The sequence below is a fragment of the Paenibacillus sp. 01T442 genome, assembly GCF_056398345.1.
This window is the reverse complement of the sequence record NZ_JBFTPF010000017.1, coordinates 1-18,141: the sequence shown is the minus strand read 5'-3', so window position 1 is coordinate 18,141 and position 18,141 is coordinate 1. Positions and strand designations below refer to the sequence as shown.

The 18,141-nt window shown below is 41.4% G+C and carries 15 protein-coding genes and 2 pseudogenes; 14 read left to right on the top strand and 3 right to left on the bottom strand.

Annotated elements, in window-relative coordinates:
• Nucleotides 1-46: 46 nt before the first annotated feature.
• The gene (locus AC1DLM_RS15990; RefSeq protein WP_477570535.1) at nt 47-328 is read right to left on the bottom strand and encodes an ArsR/SmtB family transcription factor; all 282 of its coding nucleotides are present in this window, start codon (nt 326-328) and stop codon (nt 47-49) included.
• A gap of 142 nt (nt 329-470) precedes the next feature.
• Between AC1DLM_RS15990 and AC1DLM_RS15985 the strand changes: the two are divergent.
• The 3 genes and pseudogenes from AC1DLM_RS15985 to AC1DLM_RS15975 all read left to right on the top strand — a co-directional run.
• Nucleotides 471-782, top strand: a pseudogene (locus AC1DLM_RS15985) (transposase); the annotation flags it as partial.
• 381 nt (nt 783-1,163) lie between these two features.
• Nucleotides 1,164-1,979, top strand: coding sequence for a DUF2785 domain-containing protein (locus tag AC1DLM_RS15980; protein WP_477570534.1), 816 nt, complete (start codon nt 1,164-1,166; stop codon nt 1,977-1,979).
• A gap of 517 nt (nt 1,980-2,496) precedes the next feature.
• Nucleotides 2,497-2,748, top strand: coding sequence for a hypothetical protein (locus tag AC1DLM_RS15975; protein WP_441987475.1), 252 nt, complete (start codon nt 2,497-2,499; stop codon nt 2,746-2,748).
• Between the two features lie 260 nt (nt 2,749-3,008).
• Here AC1DLM_RS15975 and AC1DLM_RS15970 read toward each other — a convergent pair whose 3' ends face one another.
• Nucleotides 3,009-3,119 carry a YjcZ family sporulation protein gene (locus tag AC1DLM_RS15970; RefSeq protein WP_082595659.1) on the bottom strand — a complete coding sequence of 37 codons (111 nt, stop codon included), beginning with the start codon at nt 3,117-3,119 and terminating at the stop codon, nt 3,009-3,011.
• A 198-nt stretch (nt 3,120-3,317) separates the two neighbouring features.
• A complete protein-coding gene (locus AC1DLM_RS15965) occupies nt 3,318-3,980 on the bottom strand; it encodes a cysteine hydrolase family protein (protein WP_477570533.1) in 663 nt (220 codons plus the stop codon).
• A gap of 160 nt (nt 3,981-4,140) precedes the next feature.
• Here AC1DLM_RS15965 and AC1DLM_RS15960 point away from each other — a divergent pair, with 160 nt between their 5' ends.
• The 11 genes and pseudogenes from AC1DLM_RS15960 to AC1DLM_RS15910 all read left to right on the top strand — a co-directional run.
• The gene (locus AC1DLM_RS15960) at nt 4,141-5,715 is read left to right on the top strand and encodes a multicopper oxidase family protein (RefSeq protein WP_477570532.1); all 1,575 of its coding nucleotides are present in this window, start codon (nt 4,141-4,143) and stop codon (nt 5,713-5,715) included.
• A gap of 276 nt (nt 5,716-5,991) precedes the next feature.
• Nucleotides 5,992-6,900, top strand: coding sequence for an SDR family oxidoreductase (locus AC1DLM_RS15955; protein WP_441987316.1), 909 nt, complete (start codon nt 5,992-5,994; stop codon nt 6,898-6,900).
• Between the two features lie 131 nt (nt 6,901-7,031).
• Entirely contained in the window at nt 7,032-7,949 is a 918-nt protein-coding gene (locus AC1DLM_RS15950) for a copper amine oxidase N-terminal domain-containing protein (RefSeq protein WP_477570531.1), read from the top strand.
• 215 nt (nt 7,950-8,164) lie between these two features.
• Nucleotides 8,165-10,540 (top strand): EAL domain-containing protein, encoded by a 2,376-nt coding sequence (locus tag AC1DLM_RS15945; protein ID WP_477570530.1) that lies wholly within the window; start codon nt 8,165-8,167, stop codon nt 10,538-10,540.
• Between the two features lie 460 nt (nt 10,541-11,000).
• On the top strand, nt 11,001-11,867 hold the full coding sequence (locus tag AC1DLM_RS15940) for an NAD-dependent epimerase/dehydratase family protein (protein ID WP_441987315.1): 867 nt from the start codon (nt 11,001-11,003) through the stop codon (nt 11,865-11,867).
• 231 nt (nt 11,868-12,098) lie between these two features.
• Nucleotides 12,099-12,983 carry a carbohydrate ABC transporter permease gene (locus tag AC1DLM_RS15935; protein WP_441987314.1) on the top strand — a complete coding sequence of 295 codons (885 nt, stop codon included), beginning with the start codon at nt 12,099-12,101 and terminating at the stop codon, nt 12,981-12,983.
• The gene (locus AC1DLM_RS15930; protein ID WP_477570529.1) at nt 12,980-13,861 is read left to right on the top strand and encodes a carbohydrate ABC transporter permease; all 882 of its coding nucleotides are present in this window, start codon (nt 12,980-12,982) and stop codon (nt 13,859-13,861) included. The genes AC1DLM_RS15935 and AC1DLM_RS15930 overlap by 4 nt, the downstream gene beginning before the upstream one ends.
• 169 nt (nt 13,862-14,030) lie before the next feature.
• Nucleotides 14,031-15,839 (top strand): sensor histidine kinase, encoded by a 1,809-nt coding sequence (locus tag AC1DLM_RS15925; RefSeq protein ID WP_441987312.1) that lies wholly within the window; start codon nt 14,031-14,033, stop codon nt 15,837-15,839.
• 24 nt (nt 15,840-15,863) lie between these two features.
• On the top strand, nt 15,864-16,118 hold the full coding sequence (locus AC1DLM_RS15920) for a hypothetical protein (RefSeq protein WP_477570528.1): 255 nt from the start codon (nt 15,864-15,866) through the stop codon (nt 16,116-16,118).
• A 35-nt stretch (nt 16,119-16,153) separates the two neighbouring features.
• On the top strand, nt 16,154-17,794 hold the full coding sequence (locus AC1DLM_RS15915) for a helix-turn-helix domain-containing protein (RefSeq protein WP_441987310.1): 1,641 nt from the start codon (nt 16,154-16,156) through the stop codon (nt 17,792-17,794).
• Between the two features lie 114 nt (nt 17,795-17,908).
• Nucleotides 17,909-18,141 (top strand): annotated as a pseudogene (locus AC1DLM_RS15910) (hypothetical protein); the annotation flags it as partial.

The window sequence follows — 18,141 nt, the reverse complement described above, 5'->3', positions numbered from 1 at the left end:
ATTTTTATATTTCTAAATATATCGAAATATACGGCAAAAAAAATGGCTACCCCAGTAGATACKGGGCGTACTTTCGCGCGACTTCTTTATTAACGCTGTAATAAATGTACGTTCCGTCTTTGCGCAGCGTGAGCAGGCCGCATTCCGTAAGCTGTTTCAAGTGATGCGACAGCGTGGAACCGGCAACGGACTCGAGCTTGCTACTGATGTCGGAGCAGCAGAGATTCATCTCTTCCGTAAGAAGCATCGCTATTTTGATCCGGGTCGGCTCTCCGAGTGCTTTGTAGACTTTCACTGCCTGTTTGACTTCCTCGTTGTCCTCGACCATGGGTTCTCACCGCCTTTTCAAATGTATTTCGAAAACTATAGAAACAAGAGTAACACAACTAGGCAGCCATTGTAAATGGGCAATTTGACGAATGGATGGGGTTAGACTCTGAAGTAGAGTAGATATCTGGATAGGTAATCGGTTGCCGCGGTATGCGCATGGACGTCTGTTACTACGAAAGGCCGGTCTTAATCTAGCTGAAAGTACGTCGGGGAAACGAAAGGGACAGATCGTCATATCGAAACGAGGAGATTCTACTTTACGAAAATATCTGTTTCTCGCTACCATCCAGCTCATAGGTGTCAATTCTGTATTTCGAGAACTACATGAGTATAACGTTAAAGTTAAGCATATGAAGAAGCAGAGATCTGTATTTAAACTGCTGGGAAAAGTAGCTCGAATCTTAATCAGTATTCCGTCCGCTAAACGCGATCGGTCTCCACACCTTGGATAAGTATGACGATGGAATGTTAGGGCTAAGACCCGTAGAACCATGGGATGGTAAACTCCTAGGGTATTCGTGGAATATGCGTGCAGTAGAGTAAGAAGTAGAGGAAGGCCGGTAGGGTTCCTCTGTTCCCGCGCGCTCAATAAAAGGATACCTCATCACAAAAGTTTACTTTCCAGGTAACCGTAATTTATCCAGGTGATGAAATCCTGCGAATGAGTGAGTAAACGAAAGATAAACCGTTAAAATCGAGGGACGGGCAGTAATGTTCAAAACATTTAAAGAGATTTTTGTAAAAATAAGGTACTATACTAGTAGAGTTTTTCTATATGGTAGTTATATAGTATTTATGTTTGGAAGAATGAATGGGAAATTGGAGTTGAGAAAGTGCTCAAAGAAGAATTAAGAATAATCGTGGGAAATAATTTTTCTCTACCACAAGGAATAGATGAATATTCAATGGTTCAGAAAGTTGTCGATTTACTTTCTTCTACAGATCCAGAGTTACGTGATAAGTTAGCGTATAGGATACTAAATAATTGGCTACTGGAAAAAAAGTTGCTTCCAGATGATCAATTAGTGAAATTGCTCGATAATGCTATTTCTCATAATATGTTATTCAATAGGATTGGAGAAGTAGGTACAGATAGTATCTTTTTGCGTTCCTTTTCCTCATTATTAATTGCATTGTTGCTAATCCGTGATAATAGGGATCAATACTTAACCGAAAATAACGTTCATAAAATAATGAATAAGCTAATCACCTATTGTAAGAGTGAAAAGGATTATCGTGGCTATGTAGAAGGAAAAGGTTGGGCACATGCAGCAGCCCATATTTCTGATGCCCTTGATGAATGTGTCCGCAACAGGTACGTAGGGTTAGAAGGGTGCAAGTTGGTGTGGAGTGGACTAAACTCAATACTTGAAAGTGCTCCAGAGGTGTTTAGTTCAGAAGAGGATGAGCGTATAGCTACTACTGTAACTGCAATGGTGGAGTTGGGGAAAGTACCTCTCTCGGTATTATGTGAGTGGCTTATGGATGTAAAATTACCTACAGTGAATGAATTAACTAGAAGACATAGTCGAATTAATTTCAAGCATTTTACACGATGTCTTATGATACGATTATCTGAAAAAGGATTGCTGGGTGCGGGAAATGATCTGATAAGGGTTGAGAGGAGATTTAATCCGTACATCGAATAAATTATTTCCGAAGCAACAATTGATAATCGACAGCGTCTATATTTTGACAACAATAAATGGAATTGAGTGAGGGAGATAATGCGTAAATTCAGTGTTTTTGTAATGGTCTCCAGTATACTTTTGGCAATTTACTTTATTGGTCTCACTGCACAAATAACTAGTGGCGACCGAATTTGGTGGGGATTATCTAAAGATAGTTCGGAGTATTTTTATTTACCATGTATTGTACTGGCATTCATTAGTTTGATTGTTTATTTAAAATCTAAAGATTAAATAAAAATCGCGTTTTTTTATCCCTTAATAGGAATATGGTTCGTGCGATGATCTTGGAATGCAGCACCTTATGACTGGAAAAGAGGCGTATTTTGTAGGTGAACGACTGTTTTTTACTCATGTGTGGACGTGTATCCAATCGATGTCATCAACACAGGAGTATATTGTATAGCAATGTATCTCTGGTGGCAGAAGGAGGTGGACGTTCGTGACATCCCAAATTCGGAAAGAGGACGTTCGTAAAATGGTCGGGAAACAAATTATGGCACTGAAAAAAGACGGAACAAGCGTATCAGGTAAATTGGTCAGAATTAGTGGGAACACGTTGATTGTAGCTCCACAAAAAGGCGAAAAAGTAAAGGTTAAAGCGATCATTCCTTTGGTATTGTTTGATCTCTTAGCCATCGGCACTGAACCTTTTGCATTCGGTGGTTTTGGTGGGTTCCCGTTTGGCGGCGGCTTTGGCGGCTTCGGTGGTCCAGGATTCTGGTGGTAAAATGAAATAACGGGGATGCACCGAAAGATTTATTTCGGCGCATCCCTTTCTCATTGAAATTTTTATATAAGGGCGGGGTTCCATTAAGCGCCCACAGCCCACTCATCTCATATTTCAACCTTCATTTACCATAAAAAGTCACCCTGATATAAAGATTATGGGTGACTTTTTTTATGATAAGAACAAGGAGAAAAACGGCCCGTGTTATATTTCGCGGCCGTTTTTTCTCCTTGTTTGTTTGTTTGTGTTAGATTAAGGAATTACCATACAAAAGCTGATGTGATGATAACCAAAAGAATAAAAAGAACCAAAATAGCTGCTGCGCTTGTGCCGTAACCTGCACAACTTCCACCATAGCCTACTGCTCCCATGTTTACTCATTCCCCTCTGGTGATTTGTCACTACGGTATAAAAATATGTTCGTTAAATAGGTTTGATTGGACGTATGAACCAATTAGATTGTCGGAATAACCGGCATTCGAAAAAAAGAACTCGGATGGTACGTTCATTGTGGGGAAAACGTGAAGTATATGGAATTATGAGGGAATTAAGTAAATCCAGTCCTCGGATCACGGGGATGGATGACTAAAATGTATCAGATTTATTTTTGTTAAAGTGGCCCGGTTTCGGGTTCCAGGGCTATTTAACATATGCCAAGCGGTATACTGTTCAGCATAAGGATTGAGAGCTGACATTCCATCAACTGGAATAATGACATCGTATCCTCGGAATGCAGCACTAGTGGCTGTATGAAGGACTGCACCATTAGCGGCATAACCGGTAATCAGAACGGTTTTAATGCCATGCTCATGCAATATTTGTTCTAAYTCAGTTTTGTAGAACTTATCAACGTTTGACTTCACAACAGGATCATTTGGCAATGGGGCTATCTGCGCGGCAATATCCGAGAGGCTTCCCGTTCGTGTAAGGCTATAAACGACAAGCATGCGCCGTTCACGACTTTTCGCCAATAGTTGATTAATTTTAGAAATGGAGGCAATACAACGAGGATTATTACATATAGAGGTCTCCATATCCAATACTAGGAGTGCACTTGTTTTGGGGTCCACTGAAACGGATTGCAGCTGAGGGGGAGGAGGAGCAGGAATAGCGTTCCATCCATCTATGATAGTTGAATCCTTTCTTCCAGCGTAATTGTTCACATGAAGCCCATGACTACATGGCGTGCAGTATTCACACCAAACACCGTACTGGGGACAAAAATAGATCATTCAAATCCACCTCTGGGCCGCTTATTTGATAATAGATTATGTACGCAAATAGGAATAGGTGAGGCGGGGTTTCATGGAAAATTCCACAATTAAACATAGTGGGACATCTGTCGTTCATACGCTTTCTTAAGGTATTAACCGTGAGGAGGTCTCCACTCATATGCTCTTAAAAGTAAAACTTCAAAAATTCGTCGATAAACTGCCGATTCCCAAAACTATTTCCCCGATCAACCAATACAAGAAAGGTTCCTATTATGAAGTGACCATGAGGGAATTTACCCAAAAACTACATCGTGATCTTGGGCCTACCCGTCTATGGGGTTACAACGGAATGTACCCGGGCCCTACTTTCGACGTGATGAAGAATGAAACGACATATGTCAAATGGATGAATGACCTGCCAAAAAAACATTTTCTCCCCGTCGATACGACCATTCATGGTGCAGAAAAAACACTTCCACAGGTAAGGACTGTGGTTCATTTACACGGTGGAAAACAGCATGACCATAGTGATGGTTACCCTGATGCTTGGTTTACGAGGGATTTTGAACAAACAGGACCTATGTTTCAAAGGAAAGTATGCGAGTATCCCAACCTTGAAGCCACTACGTTATTTTATCATGACCATACAATGGGTATTACAAGATTAAACAATTATGCGGGTCTTGGAGGTTTTTTTATCATCCGTGATGAGCATGAGCAATCCTTAAATCTACCGAAGGGAAAATATGAGATACCGCTTATGATTCAGGATCGCTCGTTTAACCCGGACGGCTCTCTCTATTACCCCGCTACTCCAGATAAAAACAATTCTCGTCTTCCTTATCCCTCAATTGTCACACCTTTTGACGCAGATTACATTTTGGTTAACGGCAAAGTATCCCCCTATCTTGAAGTAGAACCGAGAAAATATCGATTTCGTATATTAAATTACTGTAATAGTCGAGCCATCACATTCAAACTGGACACTGGACAGCCATTGTATCAAATTGGAACTGATCGCGGATTACTGGAGAAACCAGTGAAAATGAATGAGATCCTCCTTCTAACAACCGAACGTGCGGATGTGATCGTCGATTTTTCTCGATTTTTCGGTAAGACGATCGTTCTTAAAAATGTCTTCAAGGGGGCCTCGCCCGAAACAACCGATGTGATGCAGTTCAGAGTAGCCACTCCTTTAAAAGGTAAAGATACCAGTTCTCTTCCAGATCATTTATTGAAAATCGATTTTCTTTCAAGAGAAATGGCAACAAGGACAAGAGATCTTACACTCGTTAGGGTGGAGGATGAATATGGAAGATCGTTGAATTTACTGGACGGTAAAAGGTGGAGTGATCGTATATCCGAGAAAATGGAATTAGGAACTATTGAGATCTGGCGGTTAATCAATCTGTCAAATGATGACCACCCCATTCATCTACATGTTGTTGACATGCAAATTCTTGAGCGCCAGCCTTTTAACGTTGCTCATTTCCAAGCCACTGGAGAACTTACATTTACAGGGCCTGCAGTTCCTCCTGAACCTAACGAAAGGGGATTTAAAGATACGATTCGTGCTCCCGCTGGTAACGTTACTTCTTTTATTGCGAGTTTCGATCCTTTCACTGGACTTTTTGTATGGCATTGTCACATGCTCGAACATGAAGATTACGATATGATGCGACCTTTTGAAATCCTGAAGAAAAAAAAGAGATTTAAAAATATACTTATGAGAATGATTAACTGGAAACGATAGTACTTGACACAGTTTGCCGGCGTGACAATGTCAGCCCGTTGAGTGATTTGACACTAACATGTAAGGCAATAAGCCTATTTTACAACTAACTACGAACTTGTTATGACAGTAGCCCATACAATACATGGTTAAATGACTATATCATCATAAACGGAGGACAACACATATGGGCTTTCACGGAGGATTGGGAGGTTTTGAGCACGGAGGTTCTGAGCCAGGCACGGAGGTTTTGGGAGCCCATATAGCTTTGGCGGTTTTGAAAGGAGGTGGTAAACCATGCAATTCTCCTATCCAGTTTACCCCTTCCTGGGTTATCAAACCAAGTTAGTACAGGAGCCTATAGCTTTTCCACCACAACATCAGGATCAAGTCCCTGGTTTAGAGTATCTCATGGTACCTCGTCCTATTTTTGATTACCCTGGGTATGTCGGTAGCTGCAAGCTGAAAGGGAAGGTTGCGATCATTACTGGAGGCGATAGCGGATTTGGACGTGCAATTGCAGCCGCTTATGCTAAAGAAGGAGCCGACTTGGTTATTGTATATTTAAATGAACATATTGATGCGGAAGAAACCAAAAAGTATGTTGAGCAATTCGGAACTCGCTGTCTGTTATTAGCCCGAGATCTTCGCGATCCAGCGAGTTCGCCAGATATAATAGCTGAAACGCTCAATCATTATAATAGACTTGACATCTTAATCAATAATGCTGCTGTTCAACCTTTTACAAACAGTATAATGGACATTTCCAATGAACAACTCGAAAACACTTTTCGAACTAACATATTCCCCTTGTTTTATTTGACTAAAGCGGCTTTACCTTATTTGGATAAAGGCAGCGCCATCATCAATACAACTTCAAGGGTCGCCTACGAAGGAGATAAGGATGTCATTGATTACTCTACAACTAAAGGTGCAATAGTAAGTTTTACTCGCAGTATGGCGCTGTCTTTGGCAGAGAGAGGGATCCGTGTCAATGCGGTCGCACCTGGTCCGTCATGGACGCCGCTTAATGTGAGTACCTACTCCAAGGAACATGTAGCTACTCTAGGCACTGACAGCCCGTTCGGCCGTGCAGCACAACCTTTCGAGGTAGCACCAGCATTCGTATACCTTGCAGCAAATGAATCTATGTACGTAACAGGTCAAGTAATTCATGTAAATGGAGGTTTGATTCGTTACTCATAACAAGCGAATGTGTGGAGTTTCGGTGTGAAGCTAAGAACTAACAAAATATTTCAAGTTAAACGTTTGTTTGGTATCGCTTTTTTCACCTAGAACTCTTACATTCGCTTTTTTGTGCTTATAAGGGGCCATTCATGAGGATTGGATTCGAATGCCCACGAAACTGGAAATGGAAATATACAGGTAGCGGACTCGCAAGTCACAATTCAATAAGGCGTAAAAAGATGGATGGTTATTGCGTCATGTGTACTGGCAACGAGCCTTATGACAGGATCGCATTTGCAAAGTCCGAAACAAGCAATGCTAATGAGAGCAAGTCGGATAATATGAAAGTTAACGTTGATCTGAAAGTGAATGCTAAATTGGATGTGACTGTTACATCCGATACTTATGGCAATCAAGGTGGCAATGGATACAAGGGGCTGCTCAACGCGATCAACAATGTGAAGGACAAGCCTGCAGGGGCAGTTATTGCCGATCTTCTTTTGACAAAATACGAGACTCAGCTTACTGCTGAAATGAAAGCTGAGCTTGAGGCCATCAAAGAGAAGGACGCAGCCTTATCGGCGTTTGCTGATCTGTTAGATAGAACCGGGAGCGTAACCGACGCGGTTTACGTTCAAAAGGAAGCTATTATTGCAAACGTTACAAATCTTGATTCTTACAAAAAACTTGGTAAATTGTACGATAAACTAGGGAAAAAAGGTGTGAAATTATACGTAAACGGTGAAGAGCCAACTTTCGAGGTAGCTCCATTTATCCGCGAAGGCAACACTTTAGTTCCATTCCGTGCTATCTCAGAGGCGTTGAAAGCAACGGTTACCTGGAATGAAGAAGAGCGTTCAGTTACTGTTACACGTGATGGTATCACAGTGAAACTCTTTATTGATAGTAAGACAGCAACTGTCAATGGGAATGAAGTTACTCTCGAAGTTCCAGCAGCGATTGAAAACGGCAGCACGGTTGTGCCGGTTCGTTTTGTAAGCGAGGCATTAAAAGCAGCAGTTAAATGGGAGTCAGAGACTCAATCTGTTGTTATTTACGAAGATTAATCCAGTATCAAATTCTAGGAGCCATCCAAACGCGGATGGTTCTTTTCCATTTTAGAATAGTTGAGGAGCTGGTAACGAGGAACTGTACGTCAGATCGGGGTGTTTACMTAAGCGGATGGATAATAATGGTTATTGATTTTTAAAGGACTAAATATTGTTAGTAAAGAATCTAATAACTTGATGTAAAATTCGCCCAAAATAAGGAAGAGTATCAGATGACACTTCGCCGCAGATTCATGCTCTATGTTGGAGTTACTATCCTGGCATTGCTTGCAATACTTTGCATCATTTCGGACAGAACGATGCTCCGTACCTACACCATGATGGAGCAGCAGTACTCCCTTGAGGGTATGAAGAGGGCGCTTCTAGCTTTCTCCGACGAGTATACAAACCTTGGAGCTATGACCATCAATTATTCAGGCTGGGACGATACGTATCATTTTATCGAAAGGGAACCCGTCCCTGATGGAAATGATCCTTATTTGCAGACGAATTATCCTGATACGCTTTTTTCATCGAGTAGACTCAACCTTGCGATATTGTTGAATAATCAGAAGCAAGTTTATTTTGCCAAAGCCTACGATTACATTGGTAAACAGCGGCTGCCAAATCCGAACTCCTTTATTGAAACACTAAAGAGTCAACATACTTCATTCCTGGACCATTCAGATAGCAATTCGCGTAAAGAAGGCTTGATCGTGATCGACAAGAAGCCAATGATTGCTACCTCATATCCGATTATAACGAGTAATAACGAGGGACCTATACATGGTACGTTTCTATTTGTTCGATTTCTAGATGATATTTATATCCAATACATATCGGCAAAATCGGATATTCCGCTAACGTATACATTGGTGGACTCATACTTCACAATTCCCTCCTCAAGTACATCGGTTAATATCCGTAATCAGGATATTCCGTTCTGGACGGTTATCAAAGGGGATACGATTGAGAGTTATGCTTTAATCAAAAACATTGAAAATAAGCCGGCGGTCCTTCTAGCATATACGATCCCGAGAGAGCTTTATCATCAAGCCCGTATAAATACGTTGTTCTTTTTAATTTTCCTTACTCTATCGGGTATAGCCGTTTTTATTGTTGCGATGATCACCTTAGACCGCACAATACTTACAAGATTGAATCGAGTCATTGACAGTATGAAGGAAATTGAACAGGCCAAGGATTTCTCCATCCGTATTAAAGTATCGGGAAAGGATGAGGTTAMACAGCTTGAGAAATCTATGAATCATATGATGTCTTCTCTCGAGTGCGCGCAATCGGAAATTCAATTCCAAGCTCATCACGATGTATTAACAGGATTAGCGAATCGGAAAGCATTTTATCTCCAAATCGACCAGATGATCGAGAAACACAGGAGAACAGTTTCACAATTTGCTGTGCTTTTCATTGATTTGGATGGCTTTAAAACCATAAATGATACGATGGGGCATAATGTAGGGGATTTGCTTCTGTTGGAAGTTACACGGCGCCTAAAATCTTGTGTCATGGAGGAAGTAATGCCATACAGGTTGGGTGGGGATGAGTTTTGTATTATTTCTGACTCCGATGACATAGAGAAGCTGGCGATTAGCTTGAAAGAGACCCTGCATATCCCCTGCTTGCTACAAGGTCATCATGTGGTAATTTCGGCAAGCATCGGAATCAGTGTTTATCCGGACCATGGAACCACAGCCGAGCAATTGCTTCAGCATTCCGACACGGCTATGCTTGAAGTGAAGGAATCCGGGAAAAATAATTACCAATGGTACTCCGAGGCTATTGAAACGCCGCGGACCCGCCGATCATTGATAGAAAGATTGCTAAAAAGTGCCATGGAACAAGGAGAGTTTCGTCTGGTCTACCAACCAAAGTGGGAAACGGGGCACAACGATGTAACTGGTGTGGAAGCTCTGATTCGATGGGATAATGCGATTCTGGGTCATGTTTCACCAGCGGAATTTATGCCTATTGTAGAATCCTCAAGTATGATTCATGAAGTAGGCGAATGGATCATGCACGAGGCATGCCGACAGTTCAAGATATGGCAAGACGTGCTGGGAAATGTACCGATACGCATTGCTATCAATATATCTGGAGCTCAATTACTGCATCCCCAATTTTTGGAGCGTGTCCAAAGCGTATTTGAAGACGAGAATGTACAGCCGTACCATTTTGAGCTGGAGGTCACGGAAAGTGTCGCTATTGAAAAGGTGGAACGTGTGATTGATGTGTTTAGCAAGCTGAGATCAAGGGGCTTTCTCATTTCTCTCGATGACTTTGGAGCGGGCTACTCATCTATGAAATATTTGTGCCTGCTGCCCGTGCAGTGCATGAAATTGGATAAGACATTGATCGATCATGTGACCCACGATGAACGGAGTCAAGTGATCGTGTCTACGCTTATCACTATGGCGCATCAACTAGGATTGTCAGTCGTAGCTGAGGGTGTAGAGCAGCTCGAGCAGCTCCAGCTGCTGAAATCCTACAACTGCGATCAGATTCAGGGGTATCTCATCAGCAAGCCGCTTGAGGCGGATCAGTTGTTGAGAACGATTGTTGATTTACGTACGAATGGGATCGGCGGATAATAATTTAGTGGAAAGTCTGAAACAACATATATTAAATTCTAAGGATTCTGTAATAAATCAAAAACCGCGCGTATTTGATCCGACAGCCTTTGTTTGAATTAGAGTTTCTGACTTCTTTTGTTTTGTCTTATTTACACAGATTTATTGTGATGTAGTTTGCATTGTTGATTGAGCTTGACTAATCATTGTTTGTTGTAATTGAACATGGAAAGATAGCGAGATATATTAGGACGTGTTGTTAAAAAGGCATGCAGGAACAAAGGTGGAGTTAATTCACCCAATTTACCAATTGTTCCAAGCTACAGTTAACTTCAAGTAACTTAGTTTAAATTAATTCACTACTTCTCATAAAAGGCGTTACTATCTATAATGGAAAATGCAAGTTGAAACAAATTTGGTGGTTTTATTAAAGGAGTCTAATGGAACACTAAAACAAGAGATGAATTGGAGCGTGATATAGATGAAAAAGAGAATTATCGTGACAGGTGGAAGTGGAAAAGCCGGTAAATGGATTATAAAAGAGCTGGTTGAGCAAGGGTATGAGGTATTGAATTTGGATTGGAAGCTGCCAGAAGAACCCTTGTGCCGCACCCAAATCGTAGATTTGAACGATTTGGGTCAGGTTCACAATGCACTGTCGCTATTCAGTGTCAGGGATAGAAAACCCGTGGAAGCAGTGATTCACTTCGCCGCAATTCCGGAAGCATTTATTTATCCAAATGACGTGACTTTTCGTAATAATGTCATGAACACCTATAACATTTTGGAGGCTGCAGCTAATCTCGGTATCCGTAAAGTGGTACTCGCATCCAGCGAATCATCCTATGGAATTGTGTTTGCAAATCAATTTTTCACGCCGAATTTCCTTCCAATGGATGAAAGTCATCCGCAATTGTCGGAAGATAGCTATGGGTTATCCAAGATGGTTAATGAAATGACAGGGGAAGCTTTCCATCGTAGGACAGGCATGCAGGTTATTTCCTTCCGTCTGGGAAATATTTTGGAACCGAAGGATTATGCACGAGTAAGACTGACCTTCGCTGATCCCAAAGAACGAATTCGTATTCTTTGGAGCTATATCGATGTCAGGGATATGGCAGTAGCCTGTAGATTGGCTGTGGAGAAAGATGGGCTTGGCGCACAATCACTTATTTTAGCGGCTGACGATACTTCATCCGATCTGTCTAGTGAAGTACTGATCCATAGGTTTATGCCCGAACTTGCTAATTACGCTCAACATTTACCTGGACGAGCTAGCTTTCTATCGAATGCAAAGATCAAAGAAGTTCTTGGCTGGAAACAGCAGCATTACTTCATGGAACAATAATTCCAATCAGCAATTGATATATTTAGCGTTCGAAATAAGTAATGCCTTTCCATGTTAAATGGAAAGGCATTTTTTCGTGGCGGAGTAAACCAATCTCGATTTTAAAGGTCGAATCRGGAAACGGAGGAAGACACAAAATTTATCAATCGAAAGCACAAAAATTATCATGTGAAAGCGCGTCCAATCTCACTAAAATTAGCTTTACATTAGGTAGGAATGAGAGGGACACACATGAATGACATGATGCAAAAGAGAGTGCTTATTTTTTCTTTTCTGGCTTTGCCGATTGGGTTGCTGCTGTTATTCCTGATTTACCCGACTGTCAAACTGTTTCAATACAGTATGACGGATTGGAACGGGATCAGCAGAGATTTGCATTTTGTAGGTTGGGATAATTACTTGAAAGCGTTCAAAATGTCGCAAGTGTGGCAATCGCTTTCAAATAACTGGCTGTATTTTATTATCCATGCAGCACTCATTCCGTTTGAGATATTACTAGCTGTCATGCTCAATGCCAAAATGCGGGCAAGTGAATTTTTCCGCTCCATTGTTTTATTGCCTTATATTATCAATGGCGTAGCGGTCGCTTATATTTTCAGCTATTTATATAACCCAGTAAATGGTCCTGTGAATGAGCTGCTGACAGCTATCGGCTTAGAGGGTTGGATTCATAACTGGCTCAGCGATGTGAACATTGTGAACTATTCACTTGTCGCCATCTCCCTATGGCGGTTTGCAGGATTTCATATCATTTTATTTCTAGCAGGCGTACAGTCGATTCCGAATGACCTTTACGAAGCAGCAACCATTGATGGCGCGAACAAATTGCAGCAAATTCGCTATATCGTGCTGCCAGGCATCCGGCGAGTGATTGAAATTATTTTGTTCTTAAATATTCGAGGCGCACTTCAAGTGTTCGATATTCCTTTTCTGGTTACGCAAGGCGGTCCAGGCAATGCAAGTAGTACCTTTACCATTTTTACGATCAATACTGCGTTTAAATATAATAGCTACGGCTTGGCTTCAGCGATGGCCATTATTCTTATGTTGATGATCATCATATTTACTTTCATCCAAAACTTATTGATCCGTGAGAAGGGAGACAAAGCATCATGAGCAAGTCAACAATCCAATTGGCAACTAAATCGCAAAAGTTGGAATCATCTGTGTTTATCGCAAACCTTGGCAAAATCCTGTATTACTTGCTATTATCAATCATCACGCTAATTATTTTCGTTCCCCTGCTTGTCGTTGTATTTGCAGCATTCAAATCTGCGCCGGAGTTGGCATCCTCATCGCCATTCTCACTTCCGATCAGCTGGTCGTTCAAAAATTTCATTGTAGTGTTCGAGAAAACGAATATGCTCCTCGGATTTCTAAATTCAATCAGCATTACAGTCTCAAGTGTAGTCATTAATGCCATTCTGGGAGCAATGACAGCGTTTGTTCTTAATCGGTTTAATTTCAGATTCAAGAAAACGATTTTTCTATTATTCATCGTTGCATCCGTAGTGCCTACCTATACGACGGAAGTAGCTCGTTTTCAGACCATTAAATCGCTAGGCGTTTATAACACACTTTTTGCTCCGCTTATTATTTATGCAGGAACGGATCTCATGCAAATTTTCATCTACTTGCAATTTATTGAGAAAATCTCCAAACAGCTGGACGAAAGTGCGCTTCTAGACGGGGCCTCTTATTTCCGAATTTTTCGCTCCATTTTATTTCCGCTCATGCTTCCGGCAACGGCGACGCTAGCGATTATTAAAGCTGTAGATATTATGAATGACATGTACATTCCTTATTTATACATGCCATCTAAGAAGTTAAGCACGCTTTCAACTGCATTAATGACGTTTGTAGGCGAACGTGCAACCTACTGGAACGAACTGTMGGCAGCGATCATTTTGGTCATGTTGCCTACGATCCTCATGTATTTGATCTTACGTAAGTTTATCTTTGCTGGACTGATGGATGGAGCCATGAAGGAATAAGTGGTTTTGATACGCTGAGAGGAGGACATGACGTCTTCCTCTTGGGGTAGAAGGAGATAATTGGGATTTATTGTGGAATTGACGTCACCTAGGATCCAATCTAAAATTAAAATAATTAATTGTAGAATTTTGTCAAACAACAAGAGCTTTATTAGATGGGGGCGCTTACATGCGTATGTTCAAAAAAAGATGGCCAATCACATCGATTCTGTATGTCATGTTCTTTTGCGTTATTGTCATGCCGATCGCTTTGGTTACTTTTTTATCCTTACGTGCCTATACAGATATCTTGCTGACCAACATCACTTCACGCACGATGCAAACGTTGGAGCAAGTATCGTATTCCATCGATCAGGAACAAAGCAGATACATTAGGACAAGTGCCGCCATTGCCACGGATAAAAATCTCATCTCCCTTGCTACCTCTTACCATCGCAGCAACGAATCCAATGAACAATTCAGCTATTCCAGCCAAATCGAAAATCAAATAAAAAGCTATTTACACGATATGCCTGACTTCGTTTCTGCGATGTTTGTTTATCGAGATGGAGGTGCTTACTTCTTTGAAGGAACCCATTTTCACAACATTAACACGCGCATTAACGCAAATTATTTGAAAAGTACGTCTCTTTATAAGCAAGCGCTCCAGAATCAAGGGCGTGTCATGCTGTTTGGTTCTGAAGAGAACAAGTTGATCGAATCGGGCGATAAATATATCGTATCAGCTGCCATTTCGCCGCAATTCGAGAAATCTTTCAATGATGTTGAAATGATCTATTTTGTAATCCAAGCCAAAATGTTCGAAAATCTCGCTGAGTCCAGTTCCAACCAAAACGGCAGCTACATCATCCTCGATGGTAAGGGAAATATCATGTTGGATACGAGTAAAGATAAAAATAATATCGTTGAAAAGAAAACGATCGATGGGGCAAGCGGTAAGAAAAGCGGCCATTTTGAAACGGTAGAACAAGGTGGCAAGATGTTTGTAACCTTTATGACAATGGAACGAACGGACTGGAAGATTATCTACATTACACCGTATGATCAACTGACGGCACAAGTCAAACAGATCTATACCTTTATTATGAATGTATCCGCTGCTGGGTTAATCCTGTTTCTAATTGTCTCTTTTTTCCTTGTCCGGAGTATTGTCGGGCCTATCAAATCATTAATCTATCAAATGAATAAAATGAAGAGCGGTTCCTTTCAAGTTGATTTGGATCTTCAGGGCCCCTTAGAAATATATTCGCTAGGGAAAACATTTCAGAATATGGCGGTACGCATTCAAGAGCTCATTATCGAAAGGCAAGAACAGGAGAAGTTAAAGAACCGAGCAGAGATTGATGCGCTTCAATCTCAAATTAATCCGCACTTTCTTGTCAATACGCTCAATGCGATAAAAATTATGGGCATGCTGTCTAAGGCGACAAATTTGGTCGAAATGACCGATTCACTTATTAAGCTTTTATCCTCTACGTTTCATCGCGGCGGATCGTACATCCAAGTATCGGATGAAATGCAGAGTTTAGAGAAATATATTCATATTATGAAAGTTCGATATGGGGATCGTTTCAAAGTGGAGTATGACATGGATGCAAGTGTTACAAATACCTACATTCTCAAGCTTCTTTTGCAACCTATTGTTGAAAATGCCATTATTCACGGATTTTACGGCAAAGAATCGATGGGGATCGTCAAAATTACAGGTAAACAAGACAATAATCAACTTATTCTTACGGTTACTGACAATGGGAAGGGCATGGAGCAGCGGAAGACGGGAGCCTTGCTCCAAGAGAAGAAGGTGGAGTCGCTGTGTGGGATTGGGATTGCTAATGTGAAGGATCGCATTCGTTTAAATTACGGAGAAGCCTATGGACTGATCATCACAAGTGAGCTTGGACTTGGCACGGAAGTCGTCGTAACATTGCCGCTGCTGTCCAGCAATCCTGACCATCCTGATCGTTCTATAGAAAGTTAGAGAGATGTAAGGGGGGCAATTTGAATGAAATTTTGTTTATATGATACCAAGTATGAACGCATCATCCTTGTTGCGAAAAACTTGACGATGGCTTTTTCGCAGAAAGAAAAGTTCGCACTATCCAACGATGTATCTGTTCTTCCACTTTTATCAAAAGAGGAATACATGCTATATCCACATTCATTTCGTGGGATCGTTAACGGCCAAAGTTATTTGTTGTTTGAAGTACCAGGTTGCCTCGAGCATAAGTATGATCGTGTGATTGTTCAAGATGCGTAGAATCCGGATGACTTTCAAGAGGGGAAATGAAGCGTATGTTTAGGGTGATGATCGTCGATGATGAGCCGCTAGTGAGACTTGCTTTGAATGCCCTTATTCCCTGGTCTGAATTGGGATGTGTTGTGGTAGCTGAGGCTGTAGATGGACTTGGAGCTTGGGAGCGCATATCGGGTTATCAGGATATTGATCTCATGATTGTTGATATGAGCATGCCAATTATGGATGCGCTCACGCTGCTATCTAAGCTGCAGGAAGCTAATCTGGCTCACGCTCCGATGAGTATTGTACTGAGTGCCTACTCGGATTTTGAATTTGTACGAAAGGCATTTTTACTTGGCGCTGTTGATTACATCATGAAAGCAGATCTTGACCCTGAACATATTATACCGGTCATTCAAAAGACAACGAGCCTCCTGACCGAAAAGTCGGTATTTTCGGCAAATTTGGATAAGCAACATCATGAGTTAGATAGTAAACAGCGTGAAAGTTGGCTGCGAGGTTTGATCTGCGATAAAGACTATACATATAACCATAATGTAGCGCAAGATGATACGTTTCAACAGTGGGTGACGGCATATGCAAGCTATCAGGTTGTCCTAGTAGCTATATTGCCGGATAAACCATCGCCTGATATCTCATTGTCTGACGCTGTAGAGATCGGTAATTATGAACATTTGGCTAGAACTATTCAACAAAGGATCGAGATCGTCAAGCATCCATTCGAGCTTATTGCTGTTCAAGAGGATGAAATTTCACTCCTTCTCTGTTTCGAATCTTCGACTTCCTATTTAAATTTGCGAGGACAAGTGATGGAGCTCTTAGACTCCTTGCGAAATACGGTCAAAAATTTTCTGAACGTTTCGCTATCGATAGGTGTATCTGACGCATGTAAGGATTGGAAGAGCTGGCATCTCAAGTACAGCCAAGCAAGAAGCTTGGCTTGTCTGCGATTCTCAGAAGGTCCAGGGCGTGTCTATTATCCTGAAACGATCGTCATGAATGATCGACCCTATCTAATGCCATGGGATCATGATCTGATGATGCACCGTATGGAGAATGGCGATATGAACTGGCAGAAGCAGTTGTACGAAGGATTACACCAATTGAGCGAAGTGTCTAATGTGACCTTGGAAAGCGCTCTTCCTGTGTATGAAGAATTAATTTGGAATATTGGCGCCTTGCTGCATGCGAAGGGGATGAATTGGACGCATGTGATTGAGACACGGCGAAGGCCCTATGAAATTGTTGAGCAGTTTACATTCCGTGAGGATCTCCATGCGTGGATTGAGCAACTTGTGATCAGGTTCGCAGAGCTGCTTCATCCTGATAAAATGCGCGAAGAAAACCCACAGCGCTTAGTAGAAAAAGTTAAACGTTACATTGAGAAGCATTATTGTAGCAGCATCACCCTTGGTCAAGTGAGTGAATGGGCGCAAGTCACGGAGAGTCATCTCAGCAAGCAGTTTGTCAAAGAAACAGGAGAGCATTTTATTGAATATGTCACGAAACTACGTATCAATGAGGCGACAAGGTTAATTGAAGGTGATATGAAAATGTATGAGATTGCTGTGAAAGTGGGGTATGAGAACCCCGAACATTTCAGTCGAGTGTTCAAAAAATACCGGGGAATGAGCCCACAGAAATATCGGGATTGTTACGCTAAGAAGAAAGAATAAACCCCAAAATTTATCAAGGTAATCACTAAATATATCAATGAAAGCGTATTCTGGTTTTGTGTAAGATAGGGGTGTAAACAACTTAACGTAACTTCAAGGGGGTAAACAAAGATTATGAAAAGAAAATTAGTTACATCTGTACTTTCCATTGCCTTAACTTTCGGACTAGCAGGATGCGGAGACAAAACGACGCCGACGGGCAATAGTTCTTCGGTTACACCTACGATCGCAGATAGCAAGAAAGAGGATGCGATCACATTGAAACTTGCAATGTGGGATAGCGACAGTGGATTTCTAGACAGCTGGACAAAGAAAGTGAAAGAGTTCTCGAATGTGATGCCTAACGT